Source organism: Blautia hydrogenotrophica DSM 10507 (assembly GCF_034356035.1).
Taxonomy (GTDB): domain Bacteria; phylum Bacillota; class Clostridia; order Lachnospirales; family Lachnospiraceae; genus Blautia_A; species Blautia_A hydrogenotrophica.
In genome coordinates this window covers 1,244,418-1,263,994 of sequence record NZ_CP136423.1, presented here as the reverse complement: position 1 = coordinate 1,263,994, position 19,577 = coordinate 1,244,418, and the positions used below count along the sequence as shown (strand labels likewise).

Genomic DNA, 19,577 nt, shown 5'->3' with positions numbered 1-19,577 from the left:
TCAATCTTGAGGGCATCGCCCCATTTTGCGCGCCGCCGCATGACAAATACCTTCCTAAAAAAGAAAGGATGGGCAGTTTACCCGCACTCCATCCTTTCTTTTTATGTTCTTTCCACATACTAACAGAATATCTGTTTTCAAAATTATCTTTCTCTATTCTGCAAGATATAGGTTTACTTTTTGAATTACGTTTTGAACTGCCTCGTCCAGTTCTATTTTTCCGTCTATATAGTCGGTAAGCTGTCCTCTCACAGCTTCCATCACCGTTTTATCTAGCTGCGAAGGCGTATTCAGGCTCTTTCCTATTTCCTGAATTTTCTTCACCTGATCTGCGGAAGAGTTTTCCATATTCAGGAAAACCTGCCTCTCCACCCCATCTCCGTCTTGGACAGTATATCCTACGGTGGTTCCATCTCCGACTGCCCAATACTCCTGGGAGTCATAGACTTTCTCGTTCACAGTGAGTCCATATCCCATGGACAATCTCTGAGCTTTCTCTGAATACAAGAACTCCAAAAAGGCTTTTGCTTCCTCTTGATTTTTGCTTTTACTATTTACCCCCATCAGCATCACCGGCGAGAAACAGCCTTCTTTTTGACCGTTCCATACTTCGTAATCGATTTCGGTATCTTCCATGTTATTCATGCAAGACGTAATCTGCGAAAATCCATCCGGTGAAGCCAAATTTCCAACCGCTGCGGCACACTCTTTTCCATAAATCTGCAGGACCATCCCGTCGACATAGGAAAGTTCCAAATGAGGATAATTCTGCATCACGACATTCTCTCTTAACTGTTCATCATGACTATCTGTATCATAGAGTTTCTTCACAGACTCAAAATACTCTTTTAGTAAATTCTCGTCTAAAGTTCTGTCTTCCTGAATCCATGCGGCGTAAGCCCCATCCACCAAACTTTCCGACAAGAATTCTGGGGTCATATCACTGAAAAGTCTCACAGAATCGTTCGTCTCAGAATACCTTTCAGCCACCTTCGTCAACCCTTCCAGAGTCTGCATAGCCTCTATTTGATCTTTTGGCCCTACCACAAGCGGAATAGAGAATCTTCCTGGGAATTCATAAATTTCATTCTCCTTCGTGTATGCTTCCTGAATGTTATCCAAAATCCCCTCTGACTTATCTACCTTCTCAATCACATCGCTGATGTCTGACAGCATTCCTTTCTCCTCATAAGTAGAAACCGGCATTCCGTCTAACATAAGCAGGTCAGGCCCTTTTCCAGCCATGATCTCTGTGTTCAAAGTCTTCAACGCATCTGTGGCTGTGATGGAATTGTCCTCTGACATTCCCACTTCCAGAGAAACATAATAATCTGGATTCTCTTTTTGGAAAAGTGATATCGCCTGTTGTAGTTCCGCATTTTCTTCCAAAGCATAGATCTTAATCTCTTTCGAAGGTACGGAAGGTGTGTCTTTCGAGTACGCATATTTTAATAGTTGGTGTTCTTCCCCTGTAGATACAGCCAGATAAATTGCATTTTCATCTCCCAAAAACATACCCATGAGTCCGACACTCGGATCGCCTATGGAATTCAGTTTTCCATCTACCACCTGTTCCATCGCATTTCCCTTTATCACATGGGAGTAAATTCCCGTGGAATCACAATAAAATAGCTTGCCGTCTTTCCCCTTCTGGCAAATCAGCAATGGTGACGTACCATAGCTGGTCAGATTTTGATCGGCCCCACTATTTTTAATCTGTTCTGTCAAGGCCGAATCCTCTTCCTCGATTTTGCCTGTGTCCAGATCATAGTACGAAATCTCATCTGCTCCCACAACAATTAAGTAATTTTCGACGATTCCGAAAGTGGTAAAGACCTGGCCTTCTTCAATAAATTGATTTTTTACACTTCCATCTGAGAGATCCATTTCATAAAGACCGACAACGGAATCCTGAACGATTACTTCCTGATCTGACAACCACTTTATGTCGATGGCCTGAGTAAAACCGTCTGGATACTTCATATTGACCTCTGTGTAAGTTCCATCTGTATTTCGTATATAGGTCTTGTCTTCTACTACATCCGCCGTATCCACATCATAGGTAGTCACCACGCAGAGAACCGCTCCGTCCTGTCGGATTGCCCCGACAGACATTGCAGTCTGTTGTTCCCCGTCGGCCAGCTTCAGCTCCTGAGGCATATTCCCTTGCTCTTCCCAGGTTTCCCCGTCATCTGCAGACTGCCAGTAATGTGTCATATACTGCTCATCGTATCCTAGAAGCGCTAGTTTTCCATCGGAAAGCCGAGTAGCCTCCACAATTCCTTGCGCTCCTTCTGGGAGCGGAATTTCTTCTTCTAGATACCTTCCCATGACCACTTCCTTTTCTTTTTCTTCTTTTTCTCCTCCTTTACAGCCCGCGGTTCCCATAAGAAGTACTCCCGCCATCGTACCTGCCAAAAGACGGCAAAAAAGTTTTTTCCAGTTTTTTTTCATAATATATCCTCCCCTGTCTCATTGTTTTTATCAGCATAACATTGATTTCTCTATCTTTTCTCTAAACCCTCAAAAAGTTATAGTAGCAGTTCAGCCATACAGTGTACGGAAGGCATAAAACATACTTGTATATTTTCGCGAGCGGACATCTATCAGCTGAACGCCTTTTCATAAGTAAAACGACAGCGTTAGTCACAATAGGTACGCAAGTGCGTTTTACGAATGGCTCTGGCTGAACTGTTACAATTTATGCTTCGTCACCGCATATAGATAGAGACATTTTAGAGAAAAAACAGTATACTATACCTATGTAATGGTTAAAAACCTGTAGAAATAGGAGGATGATATGTTTCGAAAACTTCGCATACAGCTGACTATATTTTTTACCCTTGGAACCGGCTTCATCTTAGCTGCTATGTCCGGTGGCTGTCTTTACATTTCTCAAAAAAGCATAGATCAAAACAGCTACAATAATTTCTTGAATTCCACCAGTTCCATATATTCTTACCTGGAAGCACAATCCATGATTCCCCATCAATGGCTGCTAGAACAGGAACTCAATAACCATTTTTCCATCAAAATCTTAGATAATCAGCAACCACTTTTTTTCACTGATTTAAAAGAAGAGCCTAAGCTTACGCAACTCTACACTCAGGCCCTAAAAGAAGCCCAAGAAAAACATTCTTTGAATCTGGACACCTACACTGCCAAGAATATTCTTTCACAACACGTGGAATTTTCCATGTCTGGCACTGATCAGAAAAAATACTATGCTGGCGTCGCCTTTCTTCCTAAAGAAAATGGTTTCCTGACTGCAATCATCCTATACCCTTTAGATTTGCTTTATGCCCAGAAAAACCACCTGCGTTTTATCTTTCTTGCAGCCGTTCTTCTTGGTATTGTATGTCTAGGTATTTTTTCTTGGTTTTTCACCCGCCATCTTCTCTCTCCTATCGAGGAAAGCAGAAGAAAACAGACACAGTTTATCGCTTCTGCTTCCCATGAGCTGCGTACTCCGCTGGCCGTTCTTCGTTCCTGTCTTTGTGCTGTACAAAAGTCTGCCCCGTCTAAGACAGAACATTTCTATGGAATTATGGAACAAGAAACTGAGAGAATGACACTGTTAATCCAGGACATGCTTCTTTTGGCCAACGCTGATAACCATTCCTGGACTGTCTCTATGGCTCCTACAGAGCTGGACACTTTACTTTTAGATATCTATGAAAAATACGAACCTCTGTCCAAGGAAAAAAATAAGCAGCTTTGCATTCAGCTTCCTGAACTGTCATGTCCGCCGTATAAGTGTGATAAAAACCGCATACAGCAGGTCCTTTCAATTTTTATAGACAACGCCCTCTCTTATACCCCTGACGGCAGTAAAATCACCCTCCTGCTGAAACAGACCAAGGAATATTTCATCCTTTCTGTTGCTGACAATGGGCCTGGCATTCCTCCCGAGGAAAAAGAAGTGGTTTTCCAACGTTTTTACCGTTCAGATCAATCTCGCCATAAAAAAGGGCACTACGGCCTGGGACTTTCTATTGCCCTAGAAATCGCCCGGCTTCACCACGGTTCATTAAAATTGTCCGATACTCCTGGCGGTGGAGCTACTTTTACGCTGCTACTTCCGTTTGTCAAATAGATCGCAGCCAGCTCACAGCTTTGTTGTTCGCTGTCCGTCGCCCATCAAGCAGCTGCCGTGCTTATCTAATAAAGTAAGCAAATACACTTCAACTCCCCATCCCCTCAATCTTTGAGGGCGAAACTCGCTTTGCACGTCGCCGCAACATTGCCTTGCGTTGAAATTCCTCATTGCGGTGTGCGCATCTTTAGCAGAGCGTTTGTGTAATAGGAAGGAACTTTTACGCATTAGCGCAACAAAGTCTTTCCTATTGCATGACAAAAAGGGTGTCTCACCATGAACTATAACTTCATGGTGAGGCACCCTCTTTCTTATTCGCTTCTCAACGCATCAATAGGATTCAGATTCGCAGCTTTTACTGACGGCAACAATCCAAACACCAGACCAATTACCATAGAAAACAATACGGAACCGACAATCGCTGAAATACTGATTGCTGTAGGTGTCTTAGAAATCTGAGATACCACCTGCGACAATACCAACCCAGCCAATACGCCTAACACTCCTCCGATACTAGTCAGCACTGCTGCCTCTGTCAAAAATTGTACTAATATAGACTTTTTCCTGGCACCGATCGCTTTCTTCAATCCGATTTCACTGGTACGCTCTGTGACAGAAACCAGCATGATGTTCATCACGCCGATGCCGCCAACCAATAAGGATATACTCGCAATCCAAAGCATCTGAGAATTCGTGCTCCTGCTGAGTTCCTGAAGATTTCTCGCCGTCTCCATCACATCGTTAGCCTTGTATTTCATCTTCGAGCTGTCGCTGTCAATATTGCTGTTTAGAATATCCTCTGCTTTTTTTCCAACACTGCTCATCGTATCTGTACTGCTGGCCTTTACTACCACATTCTGCGGCTCGTCAAACTGATATACGACAGGCCAGGAAGCACTGGGAATCAACACAAGTCCCGTGCTGTCCTGCTCGTAAGTATAGTACTCGTCGATCGTGTTAATCACCGGCTCAAAATCATCCGACTGTTCTATAATCCCCACTACGACAAAAGGCTCCTGCTTAATCTCAATCGTTTTTCCTAGCGGGCTTCCATCTGGAAACAGACTTGCAGCTGCCACACTATCTAGGATAGCAACCTTCTTATATCCATCATAGTCCTTTTCCACAAATCCTCTGCCTGTTTGTACAAGATATCCGCAAGCATTCAGATAATGCAAATCCACTCCTAATACTTTTCCACCTTGAAGACTGGAATTTTCATAGTAGATGCTGTCGGCATAAGCCCTGCTATAGTAGAAGGAAGCGTCCTCTACATCCTCTAAATCCATGATCTCTTCCTTCTGCCCATCCGTCAAAATTGGAGTCTTTGAGCCTGTGCTGCCATACTCAGCGTCATATTCCATATCTCCCTCATAGAGACTGACCGTCACCGCATTGTTACCGGCACCGATTAAATTCTCTTTTATCTGCTCACTGGTCCCTTTTATCGTGGATACAATGGATATGATCGACGCGATACCGATAATAATTCCCAGCATCGTCAAAAAAGAACGCATCTTATGAGACCAAATTCCCTGAAAAGACAGCCTTATATTTTCCAGCATATGTTCTTCTCCTCTCTGGCTCTATGTTCATCCAAATTCCCTGAGCAAAACAAAAGTTTGAACTTTCTCTTCTGACACTTAGTACCCATAGATATCATCGATTGTTCCTTCCTGTGTCTTCGCCCCTTCTTTGACACCTTTTCCATAGGGAAAAGCAATCTTATCTTCCATAGATAACCCACTTTTTACTGGGATACTGTATCCATCTGTACTGACACCCACGTTCACATACTGTTTTTTCAGCTTCCCATCGTCATCAATCATCACATAGCTTTGTCCATTTTCCGTGCGCACAAAAGCTTTGATCACACTCATCTGATTTTCACCAGATGAACTCTCAAAGGAAAGGCTTATATATTCATCCGTTCCTAAGTCCACATCCCCTTCCACCTCAGCAATAAAGGGATAGTAAGACACATTTGGATTTCCATAACTGTATTGAATAGAGTCTTCCGGATAGTCTGCCACATCTGTCACCTTTGCCTGAAAAACATTTCCAGTCTCGTAGGAAGAGCCATTGATCGTCATTCCTTCCTGAAATTCCTCCAACAACAGCTCACTCACTGCTCCTTTGATGTACAGCCCCTGATCACTTACAATCTCCATAAAAGAATTTCCCGTGTATGTCCCCGTCTCGGGATCTCCCATCTTCGCAACCGTCCCATCTACTTTACTGGTCACCGTGCGGTTCTCTAACTTCTTCTCTAGCTTGGAAATTTTGATCGCGCTTTCCTTGATATCCAGTTCTAAATTTTTAATCTCACTTTTCTTACTCTTGATTGCCTCTTCCCTGGTCATCCCCGAAGGCTCTTCCTCAATGCCGCCCTCATCTTCCACATAACCGGGGTCTTCGTAGACATCTGTTTCCTCATCATCAGCAAAAATATCACCGATCGCCGAAAAATCATTTTCATCCCCATCTTGCCCTTCTGTCTTTTGAAACACCACCTGAGGATCTTCAGAATCTTTACTCAGCGGAAACTCAATCTCTTTAAACCTTTCAGCAGAATTCACGTGGAGCACCTTTAAGTCACCTTCTGAATAAAAGATAATCTGAAAGTGATAAGGAGTCACCTCCTCATATTTTTCCTTTCCCCCCGGGCTGTATCCCATCATCAAATTCAAAAAGCCCTTGGTAACAGTCACTTCCTCAACTCCACTCTTACAAATATATGTATATGGGTTTTCCTGCGTCCCATCCCCTGAAAAAGCCACCGTGTCCGCCGTCAGCTTCGTAATCATCTCGGCTTCCCCGGCATCCACCTTTGGCCTTCTAATTTCTGTCTCCTGGGAATCCTCCGGTATCGGTGTGATTGACGGTTTCTCAGTGAGCTCCGGTGAAGGCGTTTCGGTCAGCTCCGGCTCTTCTGTGGGGTTTTCATCCTCCTCCGGTTCCTGGGTCGGTTCCGGTGTTCCTGTATCAGAAAATTCCGATTCTTCCTCTGTTTCTTGTGAGGCATCCATTTTTTCTATCATCGCAAATAAGGGATTTCCCCAGGACGCAGTCAGCAGCTCGACCGGCTCTCCATAGGAAGCGCTCGCATCCGTCTCTTCAATCACTTCACTGCCGTCTTCTTCTATGACCTCATCGTCCTTCATTTCTTCTTGCTGCGCGTCAATATCGTCCGCATTATATTCTTCCTCCTCAATAGGCCCTCCATTTTCCAGATTTGTCAAAGATTTCTTGGCCTTATCCAACTGAAGCTCCTGACTCTTTTTTGTGAGCTGAGCGATAGACAACTCCAGCTCTGTCAGCGTCATATCGAATGTGACAAGTTTCTCTCCTTTATGCACTCGGTCTCCCTGCTTTACATAAACCTGCTCGATCGTGGTATCCTTTGCCACCTTCACTTTCTGAGTTGCAGACGTAGCCACATTTCCCTCCACATTCGTGGATTCCACGTAGCTCTCCATATAAATGCTCTCCACTGGGATAACCGTAACCACACTCTCATTCGCCTTCTTTGCGACCACGGCCACAGCACTTGTCAAAAGGCAGATCACCAGCAGTACCGATACCAGGAGAATTCCCTTTTTCTTTCTGGTCATCCTATTCCTCCCTTCTCACTGAGCACTCCGTCTCGGATTGTCACCACCCGCTTTGCAAAAGAAGCGATCTCCGGATCATGAGTTATCATCAACACCGTTACCCCCTCTTTGTTCAAACTCTGGAACAATTCCATAACCTGTTCGCCGGACTTCGTGTCCAGCGCTCCTGTAGGTTCATCTGCCAACAACAATTTAGGACTGTTCACGATCGCTCTGGCAATCGCCACTCTTTGCATCTGCCCTCCTGAAAGCTGATTAGGCCGAAAGTCCACACGATCTGCCAATCCCACTCTTTCCAAAGCCCGCAAAGCTTTTTCCCTGCGTTCCTTTTTCGGAACCTTTGCGTAAGTCAGAGGCATCTCCACATTTTCCAAAGCAGTCTGTTTTGGCAGCAGATGAAAGCTTTGAAATACAAAGCCAATCTTGTGAAGACGGATATCCGACATCTCATTTTCCGTACATTTGTTGATATCCTGTCCATCCAAATAAAAATCTCCTGATGTCGCCTTGTCCAGACAGCCTATAATGTTCATCATAGTCGTTTTTCCGGAACCGGATGGGCCCATGATAGCGGTGTATTCCCCTTCCTCCATGGAAAAATTCACATGCTTTAAGACAGGCACAACCAGCTTTCCTTGCTGATAATCTTTATAGATCTCTCTCAGTTCCAAAATCATTCCGGTTATTCTCCTTCCGTCGGCGGTCCATCTACTTCCTCTAAGATTTGTCCTTCCTGCAGCTCCTCCCCTGAGTCACCACTGTCATAATCATCGTTGATATCTGCGTCAACGCCGGCATCCTCCTCTATCACTTCATTCCCAGCGCTTTCTTCTATCACTTCATCCATTCCCACATCTTCCTCTATGACATTCTCTTCTATCACATCTTCCTGAGGAGAGCTCTGCACATCCTCTTCCAGTATCTCCGGCTCACTTCTCGAGCCTTCCTGCTGCCCCTGCCCGCTGTCCGTCGGAATCTGAGCCTCATCGTTGATCGCGGTGAGCATTCCCTCTTTCAGATCATCTGTTGGAAATGCAATGCAGTCTTTTTTGCTGAGTCCTTTTTTGATCTCGTATTTTCCCAGCTCCTCATCGTACCCACCCAAGGTAACGCTGCGTTTTTCCAGACGGTCGTCTTCATCGGCCGCCCAGACATAGGGAGCCCCTTCAGGGTCAACGATATAATACTCATCCAGCCACAGACCATCTCTCGCATCCGTCTGCCCGTAATCCATCTCGATATATACGTGCTGTCCCAGCATCAGGCCCTCACTGCTGTCCATCTCCACATAGAACGGATAGCTGGAAGAAGCTGTCTGGGAGGTGTCATTGCCGTCCATCGTATCTACCATCATCGCGGAATCATTTTTTACAGGATTTTTCATATCCACCGAACCCATCACACCTTTCCAGGTCTGTTCTTCATCTACTCTAGAGCGTATGATTACCGGGGCCCCTTGTACAATACTCTGTACGTTCTGCTCATTTACCGTGCCCTTGACCCGATAAGAACCTGTGCTCAAAATTGTGATAAACGCCTGAGAATCCGAAGTTCCATCCACGCTGCCGTCCTCCATCTCACTGGCCTCACCAGTTCCATCACCAATCTGACTGCTGTCAATTTTTTTGATAATTCCATCAATCTCGCTGGTCACTTTTGTCTGTGTGGACTCTCTTTGCAACTTCTCGATCTCTGCCTGCTTGCTTTTCTGATTATATTCATTTTTCTTCAAATCCATCTTGGCTGTCTGAATCTGAATGGTATAGGAAAGCTGACTCTCCTCTTCCTGGGCCTCCTGCTTTTCTTTCTCATAAGTCTCCATCTGCTCTTTCAGGCTCAGAGCTTCATTTTGGAGACGCTCCAAATCTAACTGTGCTTCCGCCAGATCATCCTCGTTGCTACTCATATCATACTCAAACAACACATCCCCAGTTTTTACACTCTGTCCTTCTGATACTTTTACATCTTTTACCTTTCGTTTGCTCTCCAACTTGATTTTTACTGTTTTCTGTGGTTCCACCACTCCAGCGTAGCGGTTCTCCGCTCCCGAAGCCGTCTCTGTCAAAGAGCTCACTGTAGAGACATAGACCTCAGCCTTATCTGATGACCTTTCGCTTCTCATCCAAAAAAAGATCCCTGCCCCCACCACAAGACAAACCGCAGCAGCAATTCCACCCACGGCAGCAATTCGTTTTCTATTCATATAACGTCCTCCTGCATTCGACATCCAATTCTCACAAAATGATTGACAGCAGGCCTTATAAATCTGCCCACTAATGATTTCTCCATATAACTTACACCGGCAAAATCCCACACAGTATTACCGGAGCGTTTTTGTTCTATCATACCAGATTTCCTCTCAAAGATCAAACTTGCCTCACATAATTCACACAATGTTGACATTCTCTTCCTTTTTCTGGTACACTGTAACATATCTTGTTTTTTGAAAGGATTTATTATGTATGAAACTAAAAAGACAAATTTCTTTTTTGCTGCTATGTTTTCTGTTTCTTCTCACCGGTTGTGGAAATTCCGTAAAAAAAGAAGTGGAAAAAGTAGTCAGCAATGAACTGGATCTTTTGAAAAACTTCGATTCAACCACGACACAGGGATATATCCCTTATGAAGACCTGTTTCCAGACGCAACAGACACCTCCCATCTATCTGCAGAAATGGAAGAAGTGTTTTCACTCTTTTTCAAAGATTTTGACTACAAAATCATGGAAGTCAAGGTAGATCAGGAGGCCCAAAAAGCCACTGCTTCCGTCCGACTGACTACCATAGACTCAAGAGCTCTGGCGAAAGATTTCGCTGCTGCACATCTAAAGCAAAGCATCCTGGAAAACGCCGACACTGTTAGCAGCTCTACAAATTCTTCTTCCCTGGAAGACCATTACCTTCTTCTGGGAAAGATGTTAAAAACTCAAAAATATGAAGAAGTAGAGACTAACTGTACGATTCATTTGCTCCAAAACGGGGACGACTGGATCATACAAAAAAATGAGAATTTAGAAAATGAACTCGTCGGCGGTCTTCTCACTTATCTGTCTGATCCCAATATTTTAACGCCTTCTGAGACGGTAGATGTCTACATGAAAACTCTCAAAAAAATGGATACGGAACAATTAAACACCTACCTAAACTTAGATGCCGTATTAAACACAGATGAGGAGCGGGAGAAAGAAATAGCCACTGCCCTGGTTAAACAGGTACATAAATGTTTCAACTACGAGGTAAAAGACGCAACAGATCACGGGTATACAGCCAATGTCAAAGTGGCGATCACTTCCTTTGACAGCACTTCTATTCTCGAAAAATACGAAGCTGAACTGGATAAGTATCTCGCCACCCCTGAAGCAGTGATTGACGGGGAAGAAGGACGTCTGGCAAAGTCTCAGGAATATCTCCTAGATGCCATCAAAAACAATAAAGCGACTTCGAAGACGGATGTTCCCATTGAACTGGTAAACGACGGCAAAACCTGGAATGTGGAACTGAACAGCAAAATCGGACAGGCTCTTTTCGGAAACCTAAGCTCTAGTAGCGCCAACATCGTCACAGATAAGGAAGTGACTTCCGAGGACGACCAGACCGATACGGAAGACGCGGAATATGAAGATAGTTCTTATGACATCGACAATTATGACGAGTCCTATGACTATGAATAACCCTAAAATATAAAAGGCCCTGTGCTGTCGAGAGTTCTTCTCAGACAGTACAGGGCCTCTTCCCTTATTCAATTCTCAGAAATATCTTCTTTTGCGATCTTTAGTGCCAACTCTTCTAGCTGTGCTTCACTCACCGCGCTTGGTGCCTCAGACATCAGACAGGAGGCATCTTTTACCTTAGGAAACGCAATGACCTCTCGGATGGAATCTGCCCCGGCCATCAGCATTACCAGACGGTCCAAACCGTAAGCCAGTCCCGCATGAGGCGGAACACCATATTTAAACGCGTTCAGAAGGAAACCAAACTGTTCATAGGCTGCCTCTTTCGTAAAGCCCAAGACTTCAAACATTCTCTCCTGGACGTCGTTCTGGAAAATTCTCACACTTCCGCCGCCGATCTCATTTCCGTTCAATACGATATCATAAGCCTTCGCTCTTACTTTGCCAGGTTCCGTATCCAGCAGAGGAAGATCTTCATCCATCAGCATGGTAAATGGATGGTGCATCGCTGTATAGCGTTCTTCTTCCTCAGACCATTCCAGCAGAGGGAACTCCGTCACCCACACAAAGCGAAATTCATTCTTATCCATCAGTTCCATCTGTCTACCCAGCTCCAGACGGAGAGCTCCCAAAACATCGTAGACCAGCTTATTTTTGTCTGCCGCAAACAGCAGAAGATCGCCTGGTTCTCCCTTCATGGCTTTGACCAGACCGCCCATCTCTTCCTCTGTCATGAATTTTGCAAAGGAAGATTTATAAGTGCCGTCCTCATTTACAGCCAGATATGCCAGTCCCTTCGCCCCATAGCCTTTCGCGAATTCTACCAGCTTATCAATCTTCTTTCTCGGCATTTTCCCCTGGCCTTTCGCGTTAATTCCACGAACGCTGCCGCCATTTTCCAAAGCGCCTTTGAACACCGCAAACTCACAATCCTTGACTACCTCAGATACATCCTGCAGCTCCATTCCAAAACGCATATCCGGTTTGTCAGAACCAAATCGGTCCATAGCCTCCTGCCAAGTAATTCTCTGAATCGGCAGAGAAACCTCCACTCCCAGAACTTCCTTGAACAGAAATGCCAGAAATCTCTCATTCACGTCAAGCACATCATCCACATCCACGAAAGACAGCTCCATGTCAATCTGGGTAAACTCCGGCTGACGGTCCGCTCTCAGATCTTCATCTCTGAAGCATCTGGCAATCTGAATATATCGGTCATAACCGGAACACATCAATAGCTGTTTAAAAATCTGCGGAGACTGCGGCAGCGCATAAAAACTTCCCTGGTGTACACGGCTTGGCACCAGATAATCTCTCGCTCCCTCCGGAGTACTCTTGGTGAGCATCGGAGTCTCAATCTCCAAAAAGCCCTCCTGGGCAAAAAACTGACGGGTCAAAGTCGCGACCTGGCTTCTGAGCATCAAGTTTCTCTGTAAATCTGGACGGCGCAAATCCAGATAACGGTATTTCAGGCGAACCTCATCTTTGGTCTTGCTGTTCTCCTCGATAGGAAACGGCGGTGTCTCCGCTTCTGAGAGAATTCTCAGCTCCCTGACGCGAATCTCAATTTCACCTGTCAGCATGTTGGGATTCACCGCGCCTGAGCGGGCTTCCACAGTTCCCACCACAGCAATCACAAACTCACTGCGCAGTTTGCCTGCTTTCTCGAAACCACTCTCGTCGATGCTTCCATTTTCAAAAATTAGCTGGATCAAACCGGAACGGTCTCTCAAATCCACAAAGACAATACCGCCTTTGTTTCTGCTCTTTTGAACCCATCCCATCAAGGTGACTTCACTGCCTGTCATCTCTTTTGTCACTTCTGCACAGCGATGACTTCTATGCAGTCCACGCATACTCTCTGCCATATCTTTTCCTCTACTTTCTCTCGAACTTAAGTTAAATCGCCACTTTATTTCAGAGCTGTCCGATAAAACTCCTCGAACTCTTCATATCCATCTCTCATCAGCTGCTCTTTTTGGAATTTCTTATTTTTCTTCATAATCGCCAGATTTACCTGTACTCCCTGAGCCCTCTCAGACTCAGCCTTCTTCAAAATCTCCAAAAGCTGTACTGCCGGCATATTTTTCTCGATCAGATAAGCTTTTCTTCCGCTTGCCGATGGAATTGTGTAGCCTCTCTCTAACAGCAACATGACAATGCGCTCAAACCCAATGGAAAATCCGCATGCACACACATTGTTTCCGGTGAATTTTCCAATCATCTCATCATATCGGCCACCACCGCCCACAGACCCTCCGAACTCATCCATTGCAATCTCAAAGATGGGGCCTGTGTAATAAGACATTCCTCGCACAAGTGTCGGGTCAAATTCCATCTTAAACTTAGCCGTCTTCACCGCGTCCACGCTTGTGATGATGGTCTCCAAATCCTCAGCCACCTTCGCGTCCATCACATCTTTTAATTTTTCCTTGCAGTACCGTACACCTTCCACATCCTTGGTGATCTCCTGAAACAGTCCCAGATAAGTCTCAACACTGCTCGGTTCAAAGCCTTCCCGCTTTAGTTCCTCAGCCACACCATTCAGACCGATCTTGTCCATCTTATCCAGGATAATGAACACCGTGTCATAGCTCTCCTCTGGAAATCCGCTGTACTGCGCCATCGCTTTTAAAAGCTTCCGGTCGTTGACCCGAATCGTAAAATTCTCAAAATCCAGTTTCCCCAAAAGAGTCGTCGTCGCTAAAATCAGTTCGATTTCTGCCAGATAAGTCGACTCTCCCAGGATATCAATATCACACTGCATGAACTGACGAAAACGTCCTCTTTGCGGACGGTCCGCTCTCCACACATTCCCCATTTGCAAAGCCTTAAAAGGTGCCGGAAGCTCGTTAGCATTATTGGAATAATAACGGCTGAGAGGAACTGTAAGATCATAGCGCAGTCCACTATCCACCAGATCACTCTCATTTTCAGCCTGATCTAATTTCAATTTCTCTCCGCGTTTTAAAATTTTAAAAATCAGTTTTTCATTCTCTCCGCCTTGTTTGCTGCAAAGATTCTCAATATGCTCTACACACGGGGTCTCAATCGAGGAAAATCCAAATGTCCCATAAGTCTCGCGAATCATATTCATCACATAATTTCGTATTTCCATCTCTCTAGGCAAAATGTCTTTCATCCCGGTAGTTGGTTTCTTCTTTAACGCCATAATTGTCTCCTTTATATTTTTTGGTTTTATAACGTCTCCTGGCACATCATTTGTGTATCACTCTTTGAAATGCCAAAAATATCCGCATATCAAAATTTTTAATTTCTTCGATCATCAATTTCATAATCGAATCCTCGTCTAGAGCCTTCCGATACGCGCGGTCCGAACGAAGGGCCGCGTATACGTCGCAAACTCTCAGAATCCTTGCTCCCAAAGGAATTTCCTCTCCCCGCAGATTAGAAGGACATCCGCTTCCGTCGTAATTCTCATGGTGATATAAGACACTCTCCAACACAAGCTGCGAATACCCCTGATCTTTCAAGACCAGATAGCCTAAGTTAGAATGCATCCGCACATACCTAAGTTCCTCAATCGCCATCAAATCCTCAGCGCCTTCAATATATCGCACCAATTTAAACTTACCGATGTCATGCACCATTCCCGCTATGGCCAGCTGATAGCAAAAATCCTCAGAGAGTCCAAGTTCCTTTGCCACATCATAGGCCAGGTTACTGACGACAATTCCATGCTCTAGCTCAGCTGCAAAACTTATGTCCAAGAAGCGGTCCTGAAGATCGTCTCTTTGTGTTTTCACTGTCGCATGCTCCTTATAGATAAGTGGTTATTCCAATTCTCTTTCGCTCGATCATCTCATCGATTCGCTCGATATAGTTTGCCACATCCTTTACATTTTCCACTCTCTCAATTCTTCTTCCATGGTCAAACACCAATTTCGTCGAGCCACCTGCTCCCAACGCGATGATCGGCTGCTTCTCTTCCATAATAAGTATATTGTAAATTCCGGCTTTGTCAACCTTTGCATATCCCACATTCTCAAAATTTCCAGCCATATTTTTCTGGCGGTAAAGATAATACGGTCCCATTCCCATCTCATAGGCACACCAGGCAGTCATATCCATAATCTCCTGATTGTTCTCAAAGGTCATCTCCTGATACTGCTCCCGGAACATATTCAGCCTCGCCGCCCGCTTAACCGCCAGAGAGTGAACGGTTAGGCTGTCTGGAGATAATTTCTGAATTTCCTCCAATGTATGGGCTACCTCTTCTTTGCCTTCCCCCGGAAGGCCCACGATCAAATCCATATTGATATTGTCAAAACCGCAGTCTCTTGCCAGTTTAAAAGCGTCTATGGTCTCCCTAACCGTATGGCGTCTTCCGATAACCTCCAGGGTCTTATCGTTCATTGTCTGCGGATTCACAGAAATCCTGCTGACCGGATGTCTGCGGACAGCTTCCAGCTTCTCCCTGGTGAGACTGTCAGGACGCCCAGCTTCCACAGTGTACTCATGAAGACTCTCACACGGAAAAGCTTCTTCTATGCAAGTCAGCACTTCATCCAGATATTCCGGCGGCAGTGTAGTGGGAGTACCGCCTCCCATATAGACCGTATCCAGCTTCCGGTTTTTCATCATCCCGGCCACCGCCCAAATCTCTCTTTTCAAGGCCTGCACATACTCTCCTGCTCTCTTCTCCCACTGTTTATAGGGATATGAGCTGAAGGAACAGTACAGGCAGATGCTGGGACAAAACGGTATTCCTATATATAAACTGTAGCCATTTTCATAGTCGATATCCTTTAAAATCTCTCTCTCCCGGTTGGCAATCGTCACACTCAGGGCTGTTTTTTGAGGGCTGACGTAGTACTCTTCCCTCATAAACTGTGCAATTTCCGAATTACTCATGCCTGACTCAAGCATCCCCATCACCAATTTCGTGGGTCTGATGCCAGTCAAGGTTCCCCACGGCTGACTTTTGCCGGTCTGCCGCTTCAGCAGACAATACACCGCCTGTTTCAGCTTATCTTTCGTCGTTTTTCTGTCCCAGGCGCAATCAAGGGCAATCTCCTCTCGATCTTTGGATTGCCCTTTGTCCTGATACTCTATTTGAATGCTGTTCTCCCAATAACACACGGAAATTTCCTGGGTAAATTCTTCGCCCTTCTCCTGCCCATAACAAATCTGAACGTCAGTGCCGGGATAGAATTCTTTCACCAGAGAATATACATCATACTCAAAATTCTTCTCATTAAAGCGAACACCAATCTTACACAAAGGGATTGTACCTCTTTTCATGTCCTATCGTCGTTTGGCAGTCATGTCCCGGAAAGACATCTGTCTCATCCGGCAAAGCTTTCAGCAATTTATGTAAGCTTTGTACGATCTGAGCAGTGCTTCCTGTCGGAAGATCGGAACGTCCTACCGACTCATAAAACAACATATCTCCGCTCATCAGCACATTCTCATCTGCAATGTAATAACAGCAGCTTCCCTTCGTATGCCCTGGCGTGTGAATTGCCTGAATGCGGAAACCTGCCTCCTCAAAAATTTCCAGATCTGTCAATAGTACATCCGCTTTCACCACGTAATTCGCGTCTTTGTAGGAGGTGAGACTCAACTGAGGATTCATCAGCATTCCCTCCTCCTCTTGACAGGCATAAAGCTTCGCCCCATATTTTTCCTTCACTTCATTGGCGGCCAAAATATGGTCAAAATGCCCATGAGTCAGGAGAATCGCCACAGGTCTTCCTCCCATCTGCAGAACTTTCTGCTCGATTAACTCCGGGCTATCCGCTGGGTCCACGATAATCATTTCTTTTGTTTCTTTGTTCATCAAAAAATAACAGTTTGTAAATACAGAACCCAGTACACTTTTCTGCAACTCTAAATTTTTCATCTCATACTCCTTAACCGGTGGTTCGTTCCACGTCCAAAACGCTTTCTACCTGCCTGATCTTTGTAATCAGGCTGTTGAGTTCCTCTTTGCTTCCTATATCAAAGGACATTGCTATGGATGCCTTTTCTCTCTTGCTGGTACGGCTGTTAATACTGCGTAAATCCAGTTTTCTCTCCGTAAATATTTTCGAGATATCTGCCAGCAGACCCGTACGGTTATTGGCATAAATCACGATCTCAGCCAGGTATTTTTCCGGAGCCTCTGCCTTGTCTTCCGGCTGCTGCCATTCTGCCTCTATCAATCTGTACCGGTCTATCTCTGTCATATTCAGAACATTTACACAGTCTGTCCTGTGAATCGAAACTCCTCGTCCTCGAGTGACAAACCCCACGATCTCATCTCCTGGAATCGGACTGCAACATTTCGAAAACCGCACGGCCACATCGTGAATCCCTTTGACTACAATTCCGCTCTTGGTCTTACTTCGCCGTTCTCTTTCTTGATTGGAATTCATCTCAGCCAGAATCTGCTCATCTGTAATCTGCTGAACATGTTCTTTCTCATAGGCTTCTCTCAGCTTATTCAGCACTTGCCCTTCCTTCAGGCCACCATGTCCAATGGCCGCCAGAACAGAATCCCAATCTCGAAAACCATATTTTCTCATCACCGCTTCCATATATTTGGATTTGGTATACTCACTCAGGTGGTAGCCTTTCGCCTTCGCGTACTGCTGGAGCATCTCTTTTCCCTTTAGGATATTGTCCTCTTTCAGCTCTTGCTTAAACCACTGGTTAATCTTGTTCTTCGCCTGAGTGCTTTTTACGATCTTCAGCCAGTCACGGCTCGGTCCCTGGGAATTCTGAGAAGTGATGATTTCAATTCTGTCTCCATTGTTAATCACATACTCGATGGGAACTAATTTTCCATTCACTCTGGCACCAACCATATTATTTCCCACGGCACTGTGAACACTGTATGCGAAATCGATCGGTGTGGAACCATTGGGCAGAGTCTTCACATCTCCTTGAGGAGTGAAGCAATACACATTGTCCGCAAACAAATCCAGATCATTTTTGAGAAGGCTCAAAAATTCTTTGTTGTCAGACATATCTTTCTGCCACTCCAAAATCTGACGCAGCCAATTGAGCTTCTCTTCTTCCCGTATACCAATCGGTTTTTTTCCATCTGAGGACTCTTTATACTTCCAGTGAGCCGCGATACCATATTCCGCCGTCTTGTGCATCTCAAAAGTACGGATCTGAATCTCAAAGGGCTGACCTTTCGGGCCAATTAAAGTTGTGTGAAGAGACTGATACATATTGGGCTTCGGCATTGCGATATAGTCTTTAAAACGCCCCGGAATCGGTTTGTACATCTCATGGATGACTCCTAGCGCAGCATAGCAGTCTTTCACTGTGTCCACGAGGATACGAACCGCAAACAGATCATAGATCTGGTCAATCGTTTTGTCCTGGTTCACCATTTTTCGGTAGATACTGAAGAAATGCTTGATTCTTCCATCTACCTGCGCTTTGATGCCCGCGTCTTCCATATGGCGCTTTACCTGTCCTACGACCTGGTTTACATAGTCTTCCCGCTCGCTCTTCTTTAAATTGATCTTTTCTACTAAGTCATAATACACATCCGGCTTTAAATATTTCAAAGCCAGATCATCCAATTCTACCTTGACTTTAGAAATTCCCAGACGCATGGCAATAGGAGCATAGATATCCATGGTCTCTCTTGCCTTTTCCTGCTGTTTCTCCGGCTTCATATACTGCAAGGTCCGCATATTATGTAGCCGGTCCGCCAATTTGATCAAAATAACCCGAATATCTTTGGCCATAGCCAAAAACATCTTCCGCAAATTTTCAGCCTGTAGTTCCACTTTGTCCGCTGAATAGGACAACTGACCTAGCTTCGTGACACCATCCACCAGGAGAGCTACTTCTGCTCCGAATTCCTGCTGAATCTCCTCTGTAGTCATAATAGTATCTTCCACAGCGTCGTGCAGAAGTCCTGCCACAATCGTCTCCTTATCCAGTTCCAAGTCTGCCAAAATGATTGCTACACACAACGGATGTATAATATACGGCTCTCCTGACTTCCTAAACTGGCCTTCATGAGCGTTTTTCGCAATCCGATAAGCCTTCTCGATCATCGACAGATCTGCCGACGGATGGTATTTTCTCACGCAGGCAAGTAGCTCTTCATACAGGACCTCCGGACTGGTAAAGTCGCTCATTTTTTTTACATTGGCATCCGCTTTTTTCATACTCTCTAATTTTTCCTGATCAATGGCCAAGTTCTTCTCCCCCATGAACGATTCACCC

At 45.0% G+C, this 19,577-nt stretch carries 13 protein-coding genes; 2 read left to right on the top strand and 11 right to left on the bottom strand.

Annotation, left to right across the window (positions count from 1 at the left end):
• Positions 1 to 153: 153 nt before the first annotated feature.
• Entirely contained in the window at positions 154 to 2,454 is a 2,301-nt protein-coding gene (locus BLHYD_RS05945; protein ID WP_005944689.1) for an extracellular solute-binding protein, read from the bottom strand.
• Between the two features lie 346 nt (positions 2,455 to 2,800).
• On the opposite strand from BLHYD_RS05945, the gene BLHYD_RS05940 reads away from it, so the two are divergent.
• Positions 2,801 to 4,096: a sensor histidine kinase gene (locus tag BLHYD_RS05940; RefSeq protein WP_005944687.1), complete on the top strand. Its 1,296-nt coding sequence runs from the start codon at positions 2,801 to 2,803 to the stop codon at positions 4,094 to 4,096.
• A 311-nt stretch (positions 4,097 to 4,407) separates the two neighbouring features.
• On the opposite strand, the gene BLHYD_RS05935 is transcribed toward BLHYD_RS05940, so the two are convergent.
• From BLHYD_RS05935 to BLHYD_RS05920, 4 genes are all read right to left on the bottom strand, one after another.
• Positions 4,408 to 5,661, bottom strand: a complete 1,254-nt coding sequence (locus BLHYD_RS05935; protein ID WP_005944683.1) for an ABC transporter permease — start codon at positions 5,659 to 5,661, stop codon at positions 4,408 to 4,410.
• 78 nt (positions 5,662 to 5,739) lie between these two features.
• A complete protein-coding gene (locus tag BLHYD_RS05930; RefSeq protein ID WP_005944681.1) occupies positions 5,740 to 7,710 on the bottom strand; it encodes a biotin/lipoyl-binding protein in 1,971 nt (656 codons plus the stop codon).
• Positions 7,707 to 8,387: an ABC transporter ATP-binding protein gene (locus BLHYD_RS05925; RefSeq protein WP_005944679.1), complete on the bottom strand. Its 681-nt coding sequence runs from the start codon at positions 8,385 to 8,387 to the stop codon at positions 7,707 to 7,709. The genes BLHYD_RS05930 and BLHYD_RS05925 overlap by 4 nt, the downstream gene beginning before the upstream one ends.
• 5 nt (positions 8,388 to 8,392) lie before the next feature.
• On the bottom strand, positions 8,393 to 9,913 hold the full coding sequence (locus tag BLHYD_RS05920) for an efflux RND transporter periplasmic adaptor subunit (RefSeq protein WP_005944677.1): 1,521 nt from the start codon (positions 9,911 to 9,913) through the stop codon (positions 8,393 to 8,395).
• 259 nt (positions 9,914 to 10,172) lie between these two features.
• On the opposite strand from BLHYD_RS05920, the gene BLHYD_RS05915 reads away from it, so the two are divergent.
• Positions 10,173 to 11,378: a hypothetical protein gene (locus BLHYD_RS05915; RefSeq protein WP_005944672.1), complete on the top strand. Its 1,206-nt coding sequence runs from the start codon at positions 10,173 to 10,175 to the stop codon at positions 11,376 to 11,378.
• A gap of 68 nt (positions 11,379 to 11,446) precedes the next feature.
• Here the strand turns inward: BLHYD_RS05915 and aspS are convergent, their stop codons facing one another.
• Genes aspS through BLHYD_RS05885 form a run of 6 tightly spaced genes read right to left on the bottom strand, consistent with a single transcriptional unit; the run spans position 11,447 to position 19,564 of the window.
• Entirely contained in the window at positions 11,447 to 13,246 is a 1,800-nt protein-coding gene (aspS, locus tag BLHYD_RS05910; RefSeq protein ID WP_005944670.1) for an aspartate--tRNA ligase, read from the bottom strand.
• A gap of 44 nt (positions 13,247 to 13,290) precedes the next feature.
• Positions 13,291 to 14,550, bottom strand: coding sequence for a histidine--tRNA ligase (hisS, locus tag BLHYD_RS05905; protein WP_021846097.1), 1,260 nt, complete (start codon positions 14,548 to 14,550; stop codon positions 13,291 to 13,293).
• Between the two features lie 46 nt (positions 14,551 to 14,596).
• Positions 14,597 to 15,145, bottom strand: a complete 549-nt coding sequence (locus BLHYD_RS05900) for an HD-GYP domain-containing protein (RefSeq protein WP_005944666.1) — start codon at positions 15,143 to 15,145, stop codon at positions 14,597 to 14,599.
• Between the two features lie 13 nt (positions 15,146 to 15,158).
• A complete protein-coding gene (hemZ, locus tag BLHYD_RS05895) occupies positions 15,159 to 16,643 on the bottom strand; it encodes a coproporphyrinogen dehydrogenase HemZ (RefSeq protein WP_005944664.1) in 1,485 nt (494 codons plus the stop codon).
• On the bottom strand, positions 16,615 to 17,244 hold the full coding sequence (locus tag BLHYD_RS05890) for an MBL fold metallo-hydrolase (protein WP_005944662.1): 630 nt from the start codon (positions 17,242 to 17,244) through the stop codon (positions 16,615 to 16,617). The genes hemZ and BLHYD_RS05890 overlap by 29 nt, the downstream gene beginning before the upstream one ends.
• Before the next feature lie 10 nt (positions 17,245 to 17,254).
• The gene (locus tag BLHYD_RS05885; protein ID WP_005944659.1) at positions 17,255 to 19,564 is read right to left on the bottom strand and encodes a RelA/SpoT family protein; all 2,310 of its coding nucleotides are present in this window, start codon (positions 19,562 to 19,564) and stop codon (positions 17,255 to 17,257) included.
• Positions 19,565 to 19,577: the final 13 nt, after the last annotated feature.

Excerpts from the sequence above, each read along its gene's own strand:
- BLHYD_RS05945 (WP_005944689.1), bottom strand. The coding sequence starts at position 2,454 with ATGAAAAAAAACTGGAAAAAACTTTTTTGCCGTCTTTTGGCAGGTACG.
- BLHYD_RS05940 (WP_005944687.1), top strand. The coding sequence starts at position 2,801 with ATGTTTCGAAAACTTCGCATACAGCTGACTATATTTTTTACCCTTGGA.
- BLHYD_RS05935 (WP_005944683.1), bottom strand. The coding sequence starts at position 5,661 with ATGCTGGAAAATATAAGGCTGTCTTTTCAGGGAATTTGGTCTCATAAG.
- BLHYD_RS05930 (WP_005944681.1), bottom strand. The coding sequence starts at position 7,710 with ATGACCAGAAAGAAAAAGGGAATTCTCCTGGTATCGGTACTGCTGGTG.
- BLHYD_RS05925 (WP_005944679.1), bottom strand. The coding sequence starts at position 8,387 with ATGATTTTGGAACTGAGAGAGATCTATAAAGATTATCAGCAAGGAAAG.
- BLHYD_RS05920 (WP_005944677.1), bottom strand. The coding sequence starts at position 9,913 with ATGAATAGAAAACGAATTGCTGCCGTGGGTGGAATTGCTGCTGCGGTT.
- BLHYD_RS05915 (WP_005944672.1), top strand. The coding sequence starts at position 10,173 with ATGAAACTAAAAAGACAAATTTCTTTTTTGCTGCTATGTTTTCTGTTT.
- aspS (WP_005944670.1), bottom strand. The coding sequence starts at position 13,246 with ATGGCAGAGAGTATGCGTGGACTGCATAGAAGTCATCGCTGTGCAGAA.
- hisS (WP_021846097.1), bottom strand. The coding sequence starts at position 14,550 with ATGGCGTTAAAGAAGAAACCAACTACCGGGATGAAAGACATTTTGCCT.
- hemZ (WP_005944664.1), bottom strand. The coding sequence starts at position 16,643 with ATGAAAAGAGGTACAATCCCTTTGTGTAAGATTGGTGTTCGCTTTAAT.
- BLHYD_RS05890 (WP_005944662.1), bottom strand. The coding sequence starts at position 17,244 with ATGAAAAATTTAGAGTTGCAGAAAAGTGTACTGGGTTCTGTATTTACA.
- BLHYD_RS05885 (WP_005944659.1), bottom strand. The coding sequence starts at position 19,564 with ATGGGGGAGAAGAACTTGGCCATTGATCAGGAAAAATTAGAGAGTATG.